General features: G+C 74.5%; 10 protein-coding genes and 1 tRNA gene. 10 read left to right on the top strand and 1 reads right to left on the bottom strand.

Going from position 1 to position 19,158, the window contains the following annotated elements; all coding sequences use genetic code 11:
* Positions 1–193 precede the first annotated feature (193 nt).
* The 4 genes from tmk to ACFWEP_RS03830 all read left to right on the top strand — a co-directional run bounded on the left by tmk (position 194) and on the right by ACFWEP_RS03830 (position 6,969).
* Positions 194–3,622, top strand: a complete 3,429-nt coding sequence (gene tmk, locus ACFWEP_RS03845) for a dTMP kinase (RefSeq protein WP_387365064.1) — start codon at positions 194–196, stop codon at positions 3,620–3,622.
* A gap of 258 nt (positions 3,623–3,880) precedes the next feature.
* Positions 3,881–5,086, top strand: coding sequence for a DNA polymerase III subunit delta' (locus ACFWEP_RS03840; protein WP_387365061.1), 1,206 nt, complete (start codon positions 3,881–3,883; stop codon positions 5,084–5,086).
* 104 nt (positions 5,087–5,190) lie between these two features.
* The gene (locus tag ACFWEP_RS03835; RefSeq protein ID WP_387365058.1) at positions 5,191–6,729 is read left to right on the top strand and encodes an alpha/beta hydrolase; all 1,539 of its coding nucleotides are present in this window, start codon (positions 5,191–5,193) and stop codon (positions 6,727–6,729) included.
* A 166-nt stretch (positions 6,730–6,895) separates the two neighbouring features.
* Positions 6,896–6,969: transfer RNA gene (locus ACFWEP_RS03830), tRNA-Thr, on the top strand.
* 96 nt (positions 6,970–7,065) lie between these two features.
* On the opposite strand, the gene ACFWEP_RS03825 is transcribed toward ACFWEP_RS03830, so the two are convergent.
* The gene (locus ACFWEP_RS03825) at positions 7,066–8,802 is read right to left on the bottom strand and encodes a hypothetical protein (protein ID WP_387365055.1); all 1,737 of its coding nucleotides are present in this window, start codon (positions 8,800–8,802) and stop codon (positions 7,066–7,068) included.
* A gap of 330 nt (positions 8,803–9,132) precedes the next feature.
* Between ACFWEP_RS03825 and lanKC the strand changes: the two genes are divergently transcribed.
* The 6 genes from lanKC to ACFWEP_RS03795 all read left to right on the top strand — a co-directional run bounded on the left by lanKC (position 9,133) and on the right by ACFWEP_RS03795 (position 18,884).
* Positions 9,133–11,727: a class III lanthionine synthetase LanKC gene (gene lanKC / locus ACFWEP_RS03820; RefSeq protein WP_387365052.1), complete on the top strand. Its 2,595-nt coding sequence runs from the start codon at positions 9,133–9,135 to the stop codon at positions 11,725–11,727.
* Positions 11,728–11,784: 57 nt separating this feature from the next.
* Positions 11,785–11,919, top strand: coding sequence for a hypothetical protein (locus ACFWEP_RS03815; protein WP_387365049.1), 135 nt, complete (start codon positions 11,785–11,787; stop codon positions 11,917–11,919).
* 432 nt (positions 11,920–12,351) lie between these two features.
* Positions 12,352–15,393, top strand: coding sequence for a type 2 lanthipeptide synthetase LanM family protein (locus ACFWEP_RS03810; RefSeq protein WP_387365046.1), 3,042 nt, complete (start codon positions 12,352–12,354; stop codon positions 15,391–15,393).
* Complete coding sequence (locus ACFWEP_RS03805; RefSeq protein WP_387365043.1) at positions 15,390–15,569, top strand: hypothetical protein; 180 nt, start codon at positions 15,390–15,392, stop codon at positions 15,567–15,569. Before ACFWEP_RS03810 ends, ACFWEP_RS03805 begins: the two co-directional genes overlap by 4 nt.
* Before the next feature lie 67 nt (positions 15,570–15,636).
* Entirely contained in the window at positions 15,637–18,588 is a 2,952-nt protein-coding gene (locus ACFWEP_RS03800) for an AAA family ATPase (RefSeq protein WP_387365040.1), read from the top strand.
* Between the two features lie 92 nt (positions 18,589–18,680).
* A complete protein-coding gene (locus ACFWEP_RS03795; RefSeq protein WP_387365037.1) occupies positions 18,681–18,884 on the top strand; it encodes a hypothetical protein in 204 nt (67 codons plus the stop codon).
* The last annotated feature ends 274 nt before the right edge of the window (positions 18,885–19,158 follow it).

The raw sequence follows: 19,158 nt of genomic DNA, 5'->3' as shown, positions 1-19,158 counted from the left end.
CCCCCGGTTTCCGGCCGGGGGCGGCGGACGTGTGTCCGGGTCTTCGCCCCCTCAGGGGTGGATTCCGAACGGCCCGGGGAAGAGGCGGGGGCGCTCGCCGGGCGGATTCCGTAACGGAATCTTCCGGGATGCCACACGGTCGTATGTTCGGCCGGGGCAACGGCGACCGTACGGCTGCCGATAGGCTGGACGGATGACGCGAGCCGAGCAGCCAACGGTCGTGAGCCCCACCTCCGACACACTTGCCGCAGACTCACGCGAGCGCGCCCTACGGGCCCTGCTGCGCATCCAGCCGCTGAAGCGGTTGTGGAGCGCCCAGCTCGTCGGCGGGATCGGCGACGCACTCGCCGTCCTCGTGCTGGTGCTTCTGTCGCTGCAAGCAGCAGTCCTGGAGGGCTCATTCGGCACCGGATACCGCGGGGCGGCCTTCGCCGTCGCCGCAGTCTTCGGTGTCCGGATCTTTTCCACCTTGCTCTTCGGAGCCGTACTCCTGGGGCCGTTGACGTCGCTCACGGCACCGGGCGGGGTACTGGACCGGCGATGGCTGATGATCGGCGTCGACGGGCTACGGCTCGCGCTGCTGGTCGTCGCGCCGCTCTGGATCGACTGGACGCCGGACAACGCGCTCCTGATGATCCTGATCACCGTCTTCGTGGCGGGGGCCGGGGAACGCCTGTGGGCGGTGGCCAAGGAGAGCGCGGCTCCCGCGCTGCTGCCGGCCCCGCCGATCGAGGGCGCGGCGGTACGTCCGCTCCCCGACCACCTCGACGCGCTGCGCCGGCTCTCCGTGCGTACGGACTTCCTCGCGGTGCCCGCCGCCGCGGTGGTCCTGCTGGTGGCCACTCTGGCCGGCAACCTCCTGGGCGCGGGGCTGGACTGGTTCTCGGTGCACCAGGCGGCTCTCGGCTCGTACGTCGCAGCCGGACTGTTCTCGGCCTCCATCTCGACCCTGTACTTCCTCGAACTGCCGGGCTTCCCCACGCCCCGGCCGCGTTCCCCGCTGGAGGGACTGCGCCGGCGGACGGCCGGGGCGGACGGGGCCGGTGACGGCAAGGGCCGTACCGGCGCCCTCCCGCTGATCGTCGCCGCCGGCGCGGCAGTCGCCGGAGCGATCGCGGCGGCCGCGGGTGCCGCCGTGCTCCAGGCGGCGGACCTGGGCGGCGGACCCGCCACGTACGCGCTGTTGATCCTCGGACTGACCGGCGGCACCGCCCTCGGTGTCCGTACCGCAGCCAAGGTGCTGCCCGCGCTGTCGCGGCGCCGGCTGTTCGCCCTCGCGCTCGCCCTCACCGGCGTGGCGCTGCTGGTGCTCGGCCTGGTGCCGGACACGGCGACCGGGCTGATGATCGCCCTGTTCGCCGGCTGGACCGCCGGGGTCGCCGCACACACCGGCCACGCCCTGATCGACCAGGAGACCGAGGAGCCGCAGCGGGCGAAGACCACCGAGCACCTCCAGGCGGTCGTCCGGGTGGCCGTCGCGATCGGCGCCGTCGCCGGACCGCTGCTGGCCGCCGCGTTCGGCCGGCACCGCCTCGTCGCCGGGGACTTCGTCTTCGCCCACGGCGGCGCCGCCTTCGCCCTGATGCTCATCGGCGCCCTGCTGCTGCCCGTCGCCGCGCTCGTCCTCGCCAAGACGGACGACCGGGCGGGTGTCCCGCTCCGGCGCGACCTGCGCGAGGCGCTGCGCGGCGGCGACCCGGCCGTCGCGCCCGCCGCCACCGGATTCTTCATCGCCCTGGAGGGCGGCGACGGCGCCGGGAAGTCCACCCAGGTCGAGGCACTCGCCTCGTGGATCCGGGCCAAGGGCCACGAGGTCGTCGTGACCCGCGAACCGGGGGCCACCCCGGTCGGCAAGCGGCTCCGTTCGATCCTCCTCGACGTGTCGTCGGCCGGACTCTCGAACCGTGCCGAGGCCCTGCTGTACGCCGCCGACCGCGCCGAGCACGTCGACTCCGTCGTCCGCCCGGCCCTGGAACGCGGCGCGGTCGTCATCTCCGACCGCTACATCGACTCGTCCGTCGCCTACCAGGGCGCCGGCCGGGACCTCTCGCCCGTCGAGATCGCCCGCATCTCGCGCTGGGCGACCACCGGACTCGTCCCGCACCTGACGGTGCTGCTGGACGTCGACCCCGCCACCGCACGGGAGCGGTTCACCGAGGCGCCGGACCGGCTGGAGTCCGAGCCCCCGGAGTTCCACGCCCGGGTGCGTTCCGGCTTCCTGACCCTCGCCGCCGCCGACCCGGTCCGCTACCTCGTCGTGGACGCGGGCCAGGAGCCGACGGCCATCACGACCGTCGTGCGCCACCGGCTCGACCGCGTCCTGCCGCTCTCCGAGGCTGAGATCAAGGCCCAGGAAGAGGCGCGCAAGGCGGCCGAGGAGGAGGCCCGGCGCAAGGCGGAGGAAGAGGCCGCCCGCAAGGCGGAGGAGGAGCGGCTGGAGCGCGAGCGCCAGGCTCAGCTCGCCAAGCTCCGTGCCGAGGAGGAGGAGCGCAAGCAGCGCGAGCTGGAGGAGGCCCGGCAGGCCGAGGCCGAGCGCCAGGCCGAAGAGGCCCGGCAGCGCGCCGAGGAGCTCCGCCTCCGCGAGGAGGAGGACCGCCGCAGGCGGGAGGCCGAGGAGAAGGCGCGCGAGGCCGAACAGGAGCGGCTGCGCCTCCAGGCCGCCGAGGAGGCCCGGCTTCGCAAGGAGGCCGAGGAGCTCCGGCTGGAGAAGCAGCGCAAGGCCGAGGAGGCCCTGGTGCGCGCCGAGGCCGCCCGCCGCCGTGCCGAGGAGGAGGCCGCCGAGCGTGCGGCGGCCGAGGCCGCCGTACGGGCGAAGGCGGAGGCCGCGGCCCGTGCGGAGGCGGAGCGGGTGGCCGCCGAGCGCGCGGAGGCGGAGCGGGTGGCGGCCGAGCGTGCCGAGGCCGCCCGCAAGGCGGAGGCGGCGCGTGCCGAGGAGGCGCGTGCGGTCCGGGACCCGTGGACGAAGTCGGGGTCCGTGGGTGCGGGCGGTGCTTCCGGCACTTCGGGTGCCTCCGGTGCCTCCGGTGCCTCCGGTGCCTCCGGTGCCTCCGGTGCCTCCGGTGCCTCAGGCGCCTCAGGGGACGAGCTGACGGTGCCCACGCCGATGGTGAACCCGAACGAAGTCACTCAGCAGGTCCCGAAGGTGCGACCGGCCAAGGGTCGGCCGGACTCGTCCTCGGGCGGTGGCGCCGGCGCGGACGGATCGCGTGGCGCCGACGGGGGGACGGGGTCCGCCGGGACGGTGGCGAACGACGAGACCACCGTGCTTCCCGCGTACCGCGAGGAAGCAAGCGAGGCGGACGAGACCACCGTCCTTCCGGCGTACCGCCCCGACGCTCCGGCCGACCGTGTTCCCCGGGGCATCTTCCGGGACGAGGACCCGGCGCCCTCCGCCGCGGAGAGCGAGACCGAGCGGACCCGCGAGCTGCCGCAGATCAGCGGTGATCCGGCCGCCGACCGGGCCGCGTACGAGCAGGCGGCCCGCCCGCGCCGGCCGCGTCCGGACTGGGCCGAGGAGACCCCGCTGGACGATCTGCCGACGCTCGCCGACGAGCTCCTCGGCGGACATGAGGACGACGAACCGGACGGCTTCGGCAAGGGCCGTCGGCGTCCGCGCCGCTGACGGTCGCCCCGCCGTACGAGTACGGCGCGGTGGACGCCCCCCGGACCGGATCACCGGACCGGGGGGCGTCCGCGTCGTCGGGGGACCGGGAGAGGGCCCCCGAAATCCGTACGGCGTCGGGATTGTCGGCGGGGTCCCCCACAATGGAAGCGCGCAGTCATGCCTCCTGCTTCCCGCACCGCAGGACCTCAGGCGCGCCGTACGCCTCCGGTTCTCGTCACCGCAGGACCGCACGACACCACCGGAAGGGCGGTGACCATGTCCGTATGGGACGACCTGGTCGGTCAGGACCGGGTGCAGGAGCAGCTCTCGGCTGCCGCCCGTGACGCCAACGTCCTGGTCACCGCGACGGCCAAGGGCGAGCCCGTGCCCCCGGGCTCGAAGATGACGCACGCCTGGCTGTTCACCGGGCCGCCCGGTTCCGGCAGGTCCACCGCCGCCCGGGCCTTCGCCGCCGCCCTCCAGTGCACCAGCCCCGACCGGGCCATGGGCGGCGCACCCGGCTGCGGGTTCTGCGACGGCTGCCACACCAGCCTCATCGGCACCCACGCCGATGTCCAGGTGATCCGCACGGACCTGCTCTCCATCGGTGTGAAGGAGACCCGCGACCTGGTGCGCCGTGCCCAGCTCTCGCCGGCCGTGGGCCGTTGGCAGGTCATCGTTCTGGAGGACGCCGACCGCCTGACCGAGGGGGCGGGGAATGTCCTGCTCAAGGCCGTGGAGGAGCCTGCCCCGCGTACGGTGTGGATGCTCTGCGCGCCCTCGCTGGAGGACGTGCTGCCCACGATCCGTTCCCGCTGCCGTCACCTCACGCTGGGTACGCCTCCGGTGGAGGCGGTGGCGGACGTCCTCGTCCGCCGCGACGGCATCGACCCCGAGCGGGCCCACTTTGCGGCCCGTGCGACCCAGGGCCACATCGGGCGGGCCCGTCGGCTGGCGACGGACGAGCGGGCGCGGGCCCGCCGGGCCGCCGTGCTCAAGGTCCCGCTGCGCGTCGCGGATGTGGGCGGCTGCCTCAAGGCGGCGCAGGAGCTGATCGACACGGCCGCCGAGGACGCCAAGCAGGTCGCCGAGGAGGTCGACGTCAAGGAGACCGAGGAGATGAAGGCGGCGCTCGGAGCGGCTGCGGGCGGCCGGATGCCGCGTGGCACGGCGGGCGTGATGAAGGACCTGGAGGACAAGCAGAAGCGGCGCAGGACGCGTACCCAACGCGACAGCCTCGATCTCGCCCTCACCGATCTCACCGGCTTCTACCGTGATGTGCTGGCCCTTCAGATGGGCTCGCGGATCGCCCTCGCCAACACCGACGTACGGGACGCGCTCGACCGGATCGCCGAGTCCTCCGGGCCGGCGCAGACCCTCCGCCGTATCGAGGCGGTGATCGCCTGCCGGCGCGCGCTCGACCGGAACGTAGCGCCGCTGCTGGCGGTCGAGGCGATGACGATGGCGCTGCGGGCGGGCTGAGCGCGCGTGGGGGCGCACGCGCACCGCGTCGGATGCCGCACCTCCCGTTCACCCGAATGAGGAGGAAATCGGACGACTCGTCACCGGGCGACTACGCTCCGGGCATGGACTCCAGGCGCCTGCTCCAGACCCTCGCCATCGGGCTCGGCACTGCCGGCCTGCTCGTCTCCGGCTGCACGAGCGGCGGTTCGACGCCCAGCGCGTCCGCCGTCGGCTCCTCGGCGACCGTGGCCGCCAAGGACCTCGCCCCCTACTACGCGCAGAAGCTGAAGTGGGGCGAGTGCGGCGTCGAGGGCTTCCAGTGCGCGACGATGAAGGCGCCGAAGAACTACCAGAAGCCAGGCGACGGGGACATCGATCTGGCCGTCTCCCGGAAGAAGGCGACCGGGCCGGGCGAGCGGATCGGATCCCTCCTGGTGAACCCGGGCGGCCCCGGCGGCTCGGCCGTCGAGTACCTCCAGGGGTACGCGGCCCTCGGTTACCCCGCGCAGGTCCGCGCCCGGTACGACATGGTGGCCGTCGACCCGCGCGGAGTGGCCCGCAGCGAGCCCGTCGAATGCCTGACCGGCAAGGAGATGGACGCGTTCACCCAGGTCGACCTGACGCCGGACGACGAGGCGGAGACCGAGAAGCTGAGCGCCGCTTTCAAGAAGTTCGCCGACGGCTGCGAGAAGCGCTCCGGCGAGATCCTCCCGTACGTCTCCACCGTCGACTCGGCCCGGGACATGGACATCCTGCGGGAGATCCTCGGCGACGAGAAGCTGCACTACGTAGGTGCCTCGTACGGTACGTACCTGGGCGCGATCTACGCCGACCTGTTCCCGGACCGGGTGGGGCGCCTGGTCCTGGACGGCGCGCTGGACCCGTCGCTCCCCGCCGTCGACGTCAACCGCGACCAGACGGCCGGCTTCGAGGGCGCCTTCGAGTCCTTCGCCGCGGACTGCGTGAAGCAGAAGGACTGCCCGCTGGGCACCACGAGCACCGCCGACGCGGCGGCGGAGCTGAAGAAGCTCTTCGAGGACCTGGATGCCGAGCCGGTCCCGACCGGCGAGGACCGGAAGCTGGGCGAGTCCCTCGGGACGACGGGGGTGATCGCCGCCATGTACGACGAGTCCGCCTGGCCCCAGCTCCGCGAAGCCATCGCGGGCGCCCAGCACGGTGACGGCTCCGGGCTGCTCGCCCTCTCCGACAGCTACTACGAGCGCTCGCCCGACGGCTCGTACGCCAACCTCATGTTCGCCAACTACGCGGTGAACTGCCTCGACCTGCCCGCCGCCTTCTCCGACAGCTCCGCCGTGGAGAAGGCCGTCCCGAGCTTCGAGAAGGCATCCCCGGTCTTCGGGAAGAACTTCGCGTGGGCCGCCCTGAACTGCGCGTACTGGCCGGTCGACCCCACCGGCACCCCCCACGCGACCCACGCGAAGGGCGCCGATCCGATCCTCGTCGTCGGTACCACCCGGGACCCGGCCACCCCGTACAAGTGGGCCGTCTCCCTCGCCGACCAGCTCACCTCCGGCACCCTGCTCACCTACGACGGCGACGGCCACACCGCGTACGGCCGGGGCAGCGACTGCATCGACACCGCCATCAACCGGTACCTGCTGGAGGGCACCGTCCCCAAGAAGGGCACCACGTGCACCTGAGTCCCGGGGCCCGGCCCGCTCCCGGCCCCCCAGCCCGGCCATACAGCCTGGCAGCCCCGCCGCCCTGACCTGCGAGGAGGGCCTGTGGGGCAGGTGGTACGGAGCACCATCGGAAACTGTGTAGACTTGGCCCCGCTGCTGATCGCACCATGGTGCGACAGGGCGTGCCGCCTTAGCTCAGTTGGCCAGAGCAACGCACTCGTAATGCGTAGGTCTCGGGTTCGAATCCCGAAGGCGGCTCGGAATTGCCCCAGGACTCACTCGCCGTGACCTGGGGCTTTTTCATGCCCGCGTTCCACGCCGGGAGCGCCGTACGAGGCCGCCGGCACGTATGCCCTACGGCTCGATCCGGGGGGCCGCGATCGTGGGGGCCGTGGGCCCGAGGCCGTCCTCGTGGACGCGGTGGGCCAGGTCGATCTTGGTGTAGGCGGGTCGCCCGGCCAGTCGGTACTTGGACTTGACCCGGTTGAGGTAGTCCTTGGCCGTGTTCTGGGAGATGCCGGCCCGCCGGGCCGCGGCCTTGAGGGTCATGCCGGACACGTAGTCCAGCAGGACCTGGAGTTCCTTGGGGGCGATGCGGGGCCCGGGGCGGGCCGGGGGCCGGGGGCCGTTGCCGTCGAGCCGGCCGAGCCACCAGGGGAGCGCGGCGGCGGAGAAATCGTTGCTGTAGACGGCCGGGGGGCGGCCGCAGTGGAAGACGTCGTCGCGGATGGAGCCGTGGACCCGGAAGCCGAGGCTGTTCACCAGGCCCTGGTACTCGGGGTTGGCGGTGGAGACGACCAGTTGGCCGCCGGAGGCGTGCTGGAGGAGGTGGCGCAGGAGGATGGCCCGGACGGCCGGGTCGGGGCAGTGCGCGGCCCCCAGGAAGTGGCCGCCTTGGGCCACCGCCGCGCTGTGCTGCTGGAGCAGCGGTTCCATGCCCGTGGTCGTCCGGTCGTCGATCGGCATGAGGCCGGCGATGCCGATGGCCTTGTCGTCCCGGTCGTACACGAGGTGGAAGGCGGAGATGTCGTCGCCGGCCCAGCGTTCGGTGAGCCGGTCGCAGCGGCGGGGGTCGAAGCCGCTGTGGTCGGCCCATTGGCGCATCAGCTCGCCGATGTCGGAGGCGTCCGCGGCGACGGCGGAGCGTACGCGCACCGCACGGGCGTCGGCCGGGAAGAGGGCGCGGCGGACCTGGGGGCCGGCGCTGAGGAAGAGGCTCTGTTCGGCGAGGGCGGCCTGTTCGGCTCGGTCGCGAGCGCCGGCGAGCAGGGCGAGGCGGTAGTCGCGGGCGCGGACCCGGGCGCTTTCGTGGGACTCGGGCCGCCGCCACCGGTAGGCCAGTTCGAACAGGGTGCGGTACGGCTCGGTGATCCGGAGCCCCAGCCCGCTCCGTTCGACGATGCTGAGCGAGGCGAGTGAGGCGAAGTGGTCGGGGCCACCGGGCAGGAGCCTCTCGTCCCCGGACCCCACGGTGGCGAGCAGCCGCAGGGCGTGGCGCCACTGCCTGCCGGGGAGTTCGCGGCCGAGCCGCTCCATGATCTCCTCGGACACCTGGTCGGCGACGGCTCCGAGAGCGTTCGGGGGGATGCCGGTGTCCAGCGCGCGCCGTGCCGCGTCCGCGATCAACGGTATTCCGCCGGCGAGCTGGACGACGACGGCGCGGCCGTCCGGGTCGGCCACGGCGGCCGCCTGCGCGGCGATCCGCTCCTCGGGAGCGGGGGCCACGGTGACGGTGGCCGCGCCCGAGTGCGTCCACCGGGGGTCGGCGAGGAGCGGTCGACGGCTCACCACGACCAGGTTCGGCCACCGGTGGTCGGGGTGTTCGAGCTCGGCGTACAGGGTGTCCCGGCGTGCCCGGCCGTCGACGCTGTCCACGACCAGCGTCGGTCCGGCCGGTTCAAAGAGCGCCCGGCGTAACGCGGCCGGTCCGTCGGGGCGGTCGAGGTCCACCCGCGCAGCGCCGTGGAGGCCGGCCGTGAGGGCGGATTTGCCGACTCCGAGCGGGCCGGTCAGGTTGACCAGTGGATGTGCGGCCGCAGCGGAGCGCAGTTCCCGCAGAACCGCCTCCCCCGCATCCCCCGAACCCCTCACGGACACCGTCCTTCCAGGCTGCCCCAACGCCGTCGCGACGATACCGACTACGGCGAGCGGTGCACATACCTCGTACGGCATCCGTACGGGCGTGGCTGGTTCCGGACGTCTCGGGGGCGGTGCGGCGTCCTGCCAAGAGTGGCCGGAAATCGTCTGTCCCGTGCGACTCCCGCTCACCGGTGTCCGCTTCCGCCTCCGTATCCGCTTCCGCCCCCGCCGCCGCAAGCCCCCCGAACGGGTGGCTGCGGGTGGGCGGGACATCTGGTTAGCGTCTGCTCCCGGCACCGGGGCCGCGTCCCCGGGAGGATCGGGACCGGTGGAGGAGCGGCGATGCAGGCCTTCTGGTTGACGCTGGCGGACAAGGAGTTCTACTTCCCCCTGGACCGGGTCTCGGACGTGGGCGAGACGTACGCTCCCAGCAAGATTCCCGACGGATGGTCGGGGACGGTCGACGGGACGTGGACCTACTGGCGGCCGGCCGAACCGGTGCTCGTGGACGAGGGCTGGAAGGTCCATGTGTCCACCAGGCCCGAGCGGTTGAGGTTCACGCTCGACACGGTGGCGGCGGTCTGCTTCGACGAGGGACTGGTCTTCAAGCACCTGAGCGCGCAGCTGTTCTACGAGGTGTTCCACCACAAGCACGTCGACCGGGCGCAGGCCGGCAAGTTCATCGCGATCTATCCGCCCGAAGTCGCCACCGCCCGGAGGCTGATGGAGCGGCTGACGGCCGAGTTGAAGGGTGAGACCGGTCCGTACGTCCTCACCGACCGCCGCTACGCCGACAGCGGTGTCGTGCAGTACCGGTACGGAGCCCACCGCAGCCGCTCCCGGATCCAAGCGGACGGCACCACGCTCCAGTTGGTGCGCGACGGACAGGGCAGGGACGTACCCGACGTGCGGTCCGCCCAGTTCGTCCTGCCGGCCGGTGTCGAGGACCCGTTCGCCACTCCCGAGCCGCCCCACACCGGACCGATCCTGCTGAACGGTCGGTACGAGGTCACCGGGGTGATCCGGCACAGCAACGGCGGTGGCACCTACCGGGCCACCGACACCCGCACCGGCCGCACGGTGTTCGTCAAGGAAGCCCGCGCGTACAACGGGTTCATGGGCGACGGAACCGACTCCCGCGGTCGGCTCCGCCACGAGTGGGAGACCCTGGAGCGGGTGCACTCCCTGGCGCCCGGGCTCTGTCCCGAGCCGCTGGACCACTTCACCGAGTGGGAACACGATTTCCTGGTGACCGAGTTCGTCGAGGGGGCGGGCTTCGTCCAGTGGGTCGCCGCCCACACGGTGATGGGGCGGTTCGACGTGGACCCCGCCCGGCACACCGAGTACCTCGCCCGTGTGGACCGGGTGCTGGCGAGCCTTCGCGCCGCCATCGACCGGCTGCACGGGATCGGGCTGCGCTTCGGCGACCTGAGCCACGGCAATGTGGTCGTCCTCGACGACCTGGGCGTGCGCCTGATCGACTTCGAGACCGCCAACCCGCTCGACGAGAAGCCGAGCGCGCTCGGCACCCCGGGCTACAAACCGACCCCCGCGCAGGCGGCGGCCGGTGTGGAGGACGACGAGTACGGATTCTCCGGGCTGGCCCAGTTCGCCCTCTTCCCGCTGACCCAGCAGCTGGTACGCGACCCGGTGGGCCGTACCGAGCTCTACCGCCGGGACCTCGAACACGTCGTCCCCGTCCCCGCGGAACTGTGGCGCACCGTGACCCGCTTCCACCCCGGAACCGCCGCTGCCGGGGCTCCGGCCCCCGTGCACGACCTGCCTTCGGCGGCGTCCCTCGACGCGGACCCGGAGAGGGAGCTGGAGCGTCTGCGGGCCGGACTCACCGCGGGTCTGCTGGCCATGGCGAGGCCGGACGGCCGGGACTGGGTGTTCCCGCCGCCGCCGCGCGGCTACGCCGTGAACACCCACTGCCTGGAGCACGGGACGGCCGGGGTGCTCCACGCCCTGCTGCGGTCCGGCGCCGGCGTTCCGGACGAGCTGGTGGCCAGATTCCGCCGGGACGCGCTGAAGAACGCCGCCGTGCTGGCACCCGGACTCCAGAACGGTACGGCGGGGATCGCCTGGGTCCTGGCCGAACTGGGCCTCGGCGACGAGGCGGGGCAGGTGCTCGACACCGCCCCGGGCCACCCGCTCAGCCTCGCCTCGGCCCAACTGGCCCACGGTGCGGCCGGCATCGGGCTCACCCACGTCGCGCTCCACGAGCGCCTCGGCGGCGACCGCCGGCTGGCCTTCGCCGCCGGGATCGCGGACGCCTTCGTCGCCGAGGACCCCCGTCGGCTGCTGTCCGGCGCCGGGGCTCCCGGGCTCGCGTCCGGGCTCGCCGGAACGGCCTTGTTCCTGCAGACCATCGGTACGTACACCGGCGAGCAGCGCTACCTGAGGGGTGCGGTCGCCCTCATGCACGCCGAGCTCGACCGGGCCGCCGACGGTGGTGCGGACGGGCTGATGTTCCGGGACACCACGCAGAGCCGGATACTGCCCTACCTGGCGGAAGGCTCCGCGGGTGTGGCGCTGGCGCTCACCCGGCTGGCCGCCACGACCGGCGACGAGCGGTGCGTACGGACCCTGCCGCAGGTCGTGGCCATGTGCCGGCTCACCTGCACCGTCGACCCCGGCCTGCACACGGGCCTCGCCGGTCCGGTGTACGCGCTGGCCGAGTACGCCGATTACGCGGAACGTGCGGAGCCGGCCGGGCACGTCGGCGGGCCCGGGGAGCGGGCGACGGCGCTGCGCGTCGCCACCGGGCTCGCCAAGTACGCGATCCGGCACCCCGACGGGCTGCGGGTGCTCGGCGCCGCGGAGGAGCGGTTCCACGCCGACCTGGGATCCGGCAGCGCCGGTGTGCTGCTGGCCCTCGCCCGGGTGCTCGACGGGCCCGGTGCGCCGCTGCTCCCCGAGCCGGGCACCCCTTGAGACTTCCGGCTGCCGGAACAGCCGGCCGGCCGGGAACACATAGGAGGAGGAAGCACCATGAACGCGATTTTGGCCCTGCAGGGACTTGAGGAGACCGCGGTGGACACCGAGGCGCTCGGATACACGAACCGGGGCAGCTGGATCAGCGTCTTCGGCAGCTGCTTCACCATCGAGATCGAGACGACCTTCTGATCACGCCGGTCGGGGCGGTCGGTCCGGCTGGTCCGGTCGGTTCGGCTGGTCCGGTCGGTTCGGCTGGGCCGGCTGGTCACGTCCGGCCGGTCGCTCCGGTCTGAACGGCCCGGGCAGCACGCGGAATCCGGTGCGAACCGGTACCCCGCGTGCCGCCCGCGGCACCGGGGGAGGACATGGGGCGCCGGGGGAGGAAGTGGTGAGCCGCGTGGCTGGAGCGTGTTGCGGAAATGACGCCGTCCGCCCGGAGGGCGGGTCCGGCGGCGTCCGGTGCGTGCGATCGCACGGCGGAGGGTCGCGCCGGCACCGGACGCGTCGGGATGATCCCGACACCGCGGCGAGCGCGCGTGTCGGGTGTCGCCGGACGGGCGGGACAGCCCTCGGTCGCGCCGGAGCGAGTGGGTGGGCCCGGGGGACCGGGGTGTCCCCGCTGTGATCGTCCACGCCGAGGCGGTGTTCCCCGACGGCTGGTGGCTGCGGGCCGTCGCCCCCGTCGACCGGACCGCCGGGGTGCGCCCGGAGTGGGCCCGCTTCGTCGAAGAGGCCGTGGCACGCGACGAGCCGCTGGTGCTGCCGGACGGCGGACTGCCCGGCCTCACCGGATTCGCCGCGCTGATGGAGCCGTTCGCCCGGCACGCGGCACGACTGCTGCCCGTGCGCGAGCGGGTCGCCGCCTCCGTACGGGCGCGGTGGACCGAGGACCTGGCCGGCCGGCTGGCCGGGACGGCCGCCCGCACCCTCGTCCTGGAGCTGCACGCGGCAGGCGCCGACGGGCTGACCGAAGGGGACACGCAGGGGCTGCGCTTCCGGTCGTTCCTCCGACGATCGTCCCAACCGTGTGAGCGAGTGGGGCTGTTCGTGCGGTATCCGGTCCTGGGCAGGCTGGTCGGACAGGCCTGCCTGTACGCCGCCGCAGCGTTCTTCGAGCTTCTGGAGCGGTTCGCCGCCGACCGTCCCCTGATCGTGGCAGGGCTGCTGCATGGCGTCGATCCGGGCGAACTGGTCGCCGTGCGCGGGGCGTTGGGTGACGGGCACCGGCAGGGCCGGGGCGTGGCGGTACTCCGCTTCGCGACGGGCCGCCAGGTGGTCCACAAGCCGAGGCCGCTCACGGTGGACCGGCACTGCGCCGGTCTTCTGGACTGGTTCAACGCCCGGTCCGGGCTGCCGGATCTGCGCGTCCCCACCGTCGTCGAGCGACCCGGCCACGGCTGGGCGGAGTTCGTCGCACCGGACGAGTGCCGTACCGCCGCGGACGTCGACCGCTTCTACCTGCGGTTGGGCGGGTTGCTCGCCCTGGCGCACGCCGTGGGCGCCACCGACCTCCACCACGAGAATCTCGTCGCCTGCCGGGACGAGCCCGTCCTCGTGGACGTGGAGACGCTCTTCCACCCGCCGGAGCCGGCGGCCGGAAGGAGGGACCCGGCCGAAGCGGCCCTGGAGGCCTCGGTCCACCGCACCGGGCTGCTGCCCCAGTTGTGGATCGGCGACGAGGACGTCCGGGACGTCTCGGGGGTGGGCGGGGACCCCGGCGCGGCGACACCGCTGGACGTCGTGGGCTGGGCCGGTGCGGGCACCGACGCGATGCGGCTCGTCCGTGTGAGGAGACCGCTCGCCGGGGGCGAGAACCGGCCACGCCTGGGCGCGGCGGTCGCCGATCCGGCGGAGCACCTGGGGGCGCTGCTGGCCGGATTCCGCGCCGGATACCGGACCGTGGTGGCTCACCGTGACGAACTGCTGCTCCCGGGCGGCCCGTTGGCGCGCTGCGCGAACGACGAGGTGCGGGTCGTGGCGCGGGCCACCCAGGTGTACGCGACGCTGCTGGACGAGTCGACCCATCCCGACCTGCTGCGCGGCTGGGAGGAACGCGACCGGGTGCTGGGCGCGTTGCGCGACGGCGACGGGTGGCCGACGGCCCGGCCGGAACTCGTGGAGGACGAGATCGCGGACCTGTGGAACGGCGACGTACCGCTGTTCACCGCGCGTCCGGGCCGTGCCGATCTGTGGACCGCGAGCGGCCGGCGCGTGGCGGGCGCCCTCGGCGGGCCGGGGCTCGACGCGGTCACGGACCGGATCCGGGCGATGGGCCCGCGGGACCTCGCGCGGCAGGAGTGGATCGTCCGCGCGGCCATGGCGGGACGGTCGCGCACCGAAGCGCACGGCGGCCGGACCCGACAGCCCCTGCCGGGGGCGGTCCGTCGGACGCCACCGGGGCGCTGCGGTCCGCCGCACCGGCCGGGCACCTGGTCCCGGCCGGACCCCGGGCGGTTTCTCGACGCGGCCCGGATCATCGGGGACCGGCTCCTCGTGGACGCGTACCGGGGAGCCGGGGCCGTCAACTGGCTGGGCCTGGAGCTGCTGGGCGACCGGTACTGGCGCCTCCAGCCGCTCGGCGCGGACCTGGGGAGCGGCTGGAGCGGGGTGGCGCTGTTCCTCGCCCGGCTCTTCGCCCTCACCGGGCAGGACCGGTATGCCGAGGGGGCGCGGGAGGCGCTCCGGCCGCTGCCCGGTCTGCTGGCCGCGCTGGCCGCCCGCCCGGACGAGCTGGGGCACGTGGGGTCCGGCGGGTTCGCCGGGCTCGGCGGCATCGCGTACGCGGTCGCCTCGGTGGCGGAGTGCCTGGACGACACGGAGATCCGCGGGCTGGTCGAGCCGGTGGTGGCCCTCGCCGGGTGTGCCGTGGAACGCGAGGAGGAGTACGGCGTGGTGGGCGGCACGGCCGGCGGGCTGGCCGCGCTGCTGGCGGTGGACAGGATGACGGGGTCGGCCGCGGCACGACGGGCCGCGGCCCTCGCCGCCGAGCGGCTGCTCGACGCGCCGCCGCCGGGCCGCGCGGGCTTCGCCGACGGCCGGGCCGGGGTCGGCTGGGCGCTGCTGCGGTACGCGCGGGCCGGCGGGGACGCGCGGTACGGGCGGGCCGGGGCGGCGGCCTTGCGGGCGGCGGCGTTGCGTACCGCGGCGGACGCTCGCGCCGGTGGCCCGCCGGGCTGGTGCCGGGGCGCGCCCGGGGTGGCCCTGGCGGTGGCCGACACCGGGGCGGCCGCCGCCGACACGGTGCTCGCGGCGCGGCTCGCGAGCGCGGTACGGTCCGCGCACCGCCACGGACCGTTGCCCGCGCACGGGTTGTGCCACGGCGAACCCGGCGCGCTGGAGCTGCTGTTCCACCCCGCCGCCACCCCCGGAGCGGCATGGCGCCCGACCGGCGCGCGCACGACGGCCGGGGCGTGGCGGGCCGCGGCGGTCGTGGCGGCGGTCGAGCGCGGTGCGCTCCGGTACGGGACTCCGGGCGGGGCGGTCGTCCCCGGGCTGCTCCACGGGCTCGCCGGGACGGGCTACACCCTGCTGCGGCTGGGCTTCGCCGCGCGGGTGCCCTCGGTCCTGCTGCTGCGGGCACCGGATGACGGACCATCGGCCGCGGCGGGCGTCCTGCCCGCCGCACGGGCCACACCCCTCGAAGAGGAACGGAGTACGCGATGAACGCGACGGAGAGCACCCGCGTCCGGGAGACGGCGGCGGCACGGCGGGACAGCGGCGTGGGCCACCCCGCCGACCGTGTGCGGCTCGGCGGCGGTGGCGGGCTGAGCCGCCGGGCCGACCTCCTGTCGGGCGCGGGACCACGCAACCCCACCACCCTCACGCAGACCTGTCGTTGAGGCCCCGGACCGCTCGCCCGGTCCGTTCGTCCGGACCGTGCGCCCCGACCCGACCGGAGGTTCCGCCATGCGTGTCACGTCCCCCGTCACCGTCGGCAGGTCCGGCGAGCTGACCGTCGTCGACGAGGCCCTCGCACGGTTGCGGGCGTCCCGGGGCGGCACCGTGTTCGTGCTGGGCGAGGCGGGCATCGGCAAGTCCCGGCTGGCCCGGGAGGGAGCCGACCGGGCGGCCGCGCTCGGTGTGCGCGTACTGCGGGGGCGCAGCAGTGCGACGGGGCTCACCGGGCCGCTCCGCCCGCTCGCGGAGGCCCTCGCCTCGTACTCCAGGGTCGGCGGACTGCCCGTCGACCCGGAGCTGGAGCCCTACCGCCCCGCGCTCGCGCGGGTGGTCCCGGAGTGGCGGCGGGCGGAGGCGACCTACCCGGAGACCATGGTGGAGTTCGCCGAGGCGCTGCTGCGCCTGCTGGCCGTCCTCGGCAGGGAACACGGCTGCCTGCTGGTGCTGGAGGACCTCCACGAGGCGGACCACGAGACCCTGGCGGTCGTCGACTACCTGGTCGGCAACCTGGCCGCGCTGCCGGTGCTGCTCGTCGCCACCTCGCGTCCCGAGTCGGGTGCGGCGCTCGACCTCGTCGGCGAGGCGGGACGCGGCCGGACGGCGGACGTGCTGACGCTGCGCCCGCTGGACGTCCCGGGAGTACGCGCGGTCGCCGCGGGGTGCCTGGGGGTCGAGGAGGACCGGGTGCCGGCCGCCGTGGTGGACCGGCTGGCCGGGGACGGCGGTGGAAACCCGTATCTGGTCGAGGAGTTGCTCGCCGCGATGGTGGAGGCGGGTGCGGTGCGGGTGGCTCCGGACGGCCTGGTCGCGGCGGGCGACCTGGCGACAGGTGTGCCGGGGTCGGTCGTGCAGAGCCATGCCCAGCGGCTGGGCCGTCTCGACCCGGTGGTGGGCCACCTCCTGCTGACCGCCGCGTGTCTGGGGCCGAGATTCTCCGTCGCCACCCTGCGCATGGCCCTCGGGGTGAGCGAACAGCATCTGTTCGCCCGCCTGCGGGCAGCCGCCCGCGCCGGTTTCGTCGTACCTGTCGGCGGAGGGACCGACGGTTACGCCTTCCGGCACCGGCTGACGGCCGAGGCGCTGCTCGCCGTGCCGACCCCGCCCGAGCACGCGGCCCTGGCCCGACGTGCGGCCACCGCCCTGGAGAACGCCGATCCGCTCCTGGCGGAGGACAGGTGCGGACTGGTCGCGGAGCTGTGGACCGCGGCCGGGGAGCGCGGGCGTGCCTCCGCCGCCTACGCGGAGGCGGGTCGGCGGGCCGAGTCCGGCGGGGCCTGGGCGTCCGCCGTCGCCCTGTTCGAGCGGGCGGCCGAGCTCGCTCCGGCACCGGACCGGCCGCCCGTCGTCGAGCACCTTGCGCAGGCCCTCGCCGGGGCCGGGGAGTTGGAGCGGGCCTTCGAGCTCGCCGAGACCCTGGGCATGGCCGGTCCGGGGGCGCCGGCCGCCGGCCGCCGGGCCGATCTGCACCTCCGGCTCGCCTGGGACGCCGTCCTGGCCGAGCGGGGCGCGGACGCGCGCCGCCAGCTGACGGCGGCGCGGGCGTTGATGCCGCGGGCCGGTGGGCCCGTTGACGGGATGTCCGGGCAGGGAGCGGCTCTCGCCGTGGTCGAGGGGCATCTCGCGCTGCTGCCGGGGTCCCCGGGCCACGGGGGGCCGGACCCGGCCGTCCGTACCGAGGAGGCCGAGCGCTCGGCGCGCCGGGCCGCCGAGGTGGCTGAGCGGGCGTCACTGCCGGTGGTGGCGTGCCAGGCCTGGCACCTGCTCGCGCTGCTGGGCCGCGAACGCGGCTTCGACCACGCCGACGCCTGCCTGGAACGGATGCTGGCCGTCGCCGAGAGGCACTCCCTGCCGCTGTGGCGGGTCGGGGCTCTCGTCCGGCTGGGTGTCAACGCGTTCATGCGTACCGGGAGTTCGGCCCGGCTGGAGGCGGCCCGGCGGACCGCGCGGGCGCTCGGGGCGATCGTGCTGACCCAGGACACCGAGGGGATGCTCGCCATGCACGCGGTGCTGCGGGGCGAGTACGAGGAGGCGCGGGAGGCGGTGGACCGCTCGCTCGGGGCCACCGCGCGGCTGCACAACCTCTCCACCCACCGCTACCTCCTGCTGACTTCGGCGACGCTCGCCGCCCACCGGGGGAACCGGGACGCGATGGACCAGGAACTGGAGCGCTTCCACCGGGCAGGCGGGGCGGACTCCTTCCTCACCCCGGTCGTTCTCGGCCTGTGCCGTGCCTTCTGCGCGCTGATGGAGGAGGACCGTCCGGCCGCGACGGCGGAACTGGCGGCCGTCGCGGCCTGGGAGGCGGCCCAGCCCCAGGTGTTCTACCTGTCGGGGAGCCACGGGCTGGGGCCGCTCCTCGATGTGCTCTCGAACCGTGCCGACAGGGAGGTCCTCCGGGAGCACACCGGGGCGCCCGCGGCGGAACTCGCCTGGAACCAGCAGTTCCTGCTGCTGGCCGAGGCGGTGCTGCTGGGACGCGACGGCCGGGCGGGCGAGGCCGCGGCCGTCCTCGCGACCGTCCGGGAGACCTACGCGGCGCTCTTCCCCGCCGCCCACCACCTCGGGATGCGGCTGGTGGCCGAAGCCGCGCTGGACGACGGCTGGGGCGATCCGGTGGTGTGGCTGCGAGCCGCCGAGGAGTACTTCCACACGACGGGGGTCACCGCGGTGGCGGGGGCCTGCCGGGCCCTGCTGCGCAGGTCGGGCGCGGGCGTACGGCAGCGGCGGGCCGGCCGGGAACGGATTCCGGCCGCCGTACGCGAACTCGGCGTGACCCCGAGGGAGTACGAGGTCCTGGCCCTGCTGGCGTCCGGGCGCCCGAGCAACCCGGAGATCGCGCGCCGTCTCTCCATATCGCCGCGCACGGTGGAGAAGCACATCGCCGGGCTGGTCCGGAAAACGGGGCGCACCGACCGGTCCGCGCTCCGCGCGCTGGCCGGGCTGCTGATCCGGGAGCCGTAGGGCCTGGCCCTCCGACGGACCTGCCACGCGGGCCCGTCGCACTCGGTCGCGCGGGGTAGGCAGGAAGGCGCTGGAGCCGGGACACTTCGCAGATGACTGATCGAATCGGCTGGGCCATGTCGACGGCGGGCGTTCTGGTCTCCTTCGTGCTCGTCAGCGGCGCGGTGCAGGCCTATCTGAACGGAGACGACTCAGGAGGGTTCGTCGCTTCTGCGGTGCTGCTCCAGGTGGCGACTGTCCGGCAGCTCGTGCGTGGGGTTCGCAGGCGCCGTAGCGGGCGAATCCAAGCGAACTGACGTTCACGTTGGTCACGACCGAGCCCGGATGAGGAGGGGACCGGGGTGGAGCGCGGCCTGGTAGGCGGGCGACGGACGGCTCGTCCGATCGCCCGGCCGGGCCACCGTGACCGAGGTCTGCGACGGCCTGCGCGGGTCGGGCCGCCCTACTACGGTCTGCTGTCCTTCGCACAGACGCCCCCGGATGCCGGGCACCCCCGGATGCCGGGCACCTCCGGTTTCGACGGATGGGTGACCCACTGGGCCCAGGGCCGTTCCCGATTCGTCGGCACGG

It is taken from the genome of Streptomyces sp. NPDC060198 (assembly GCF_042728415.1).
Classification (GTDB): Bacteria; Actinomycetota; Actinomycetes; order Streptomycetales; family Streptomycetaceae; genus Streptomyces.
This window is presented reverse-complemented; position numbering and strand designations above follow the sequence as displayed.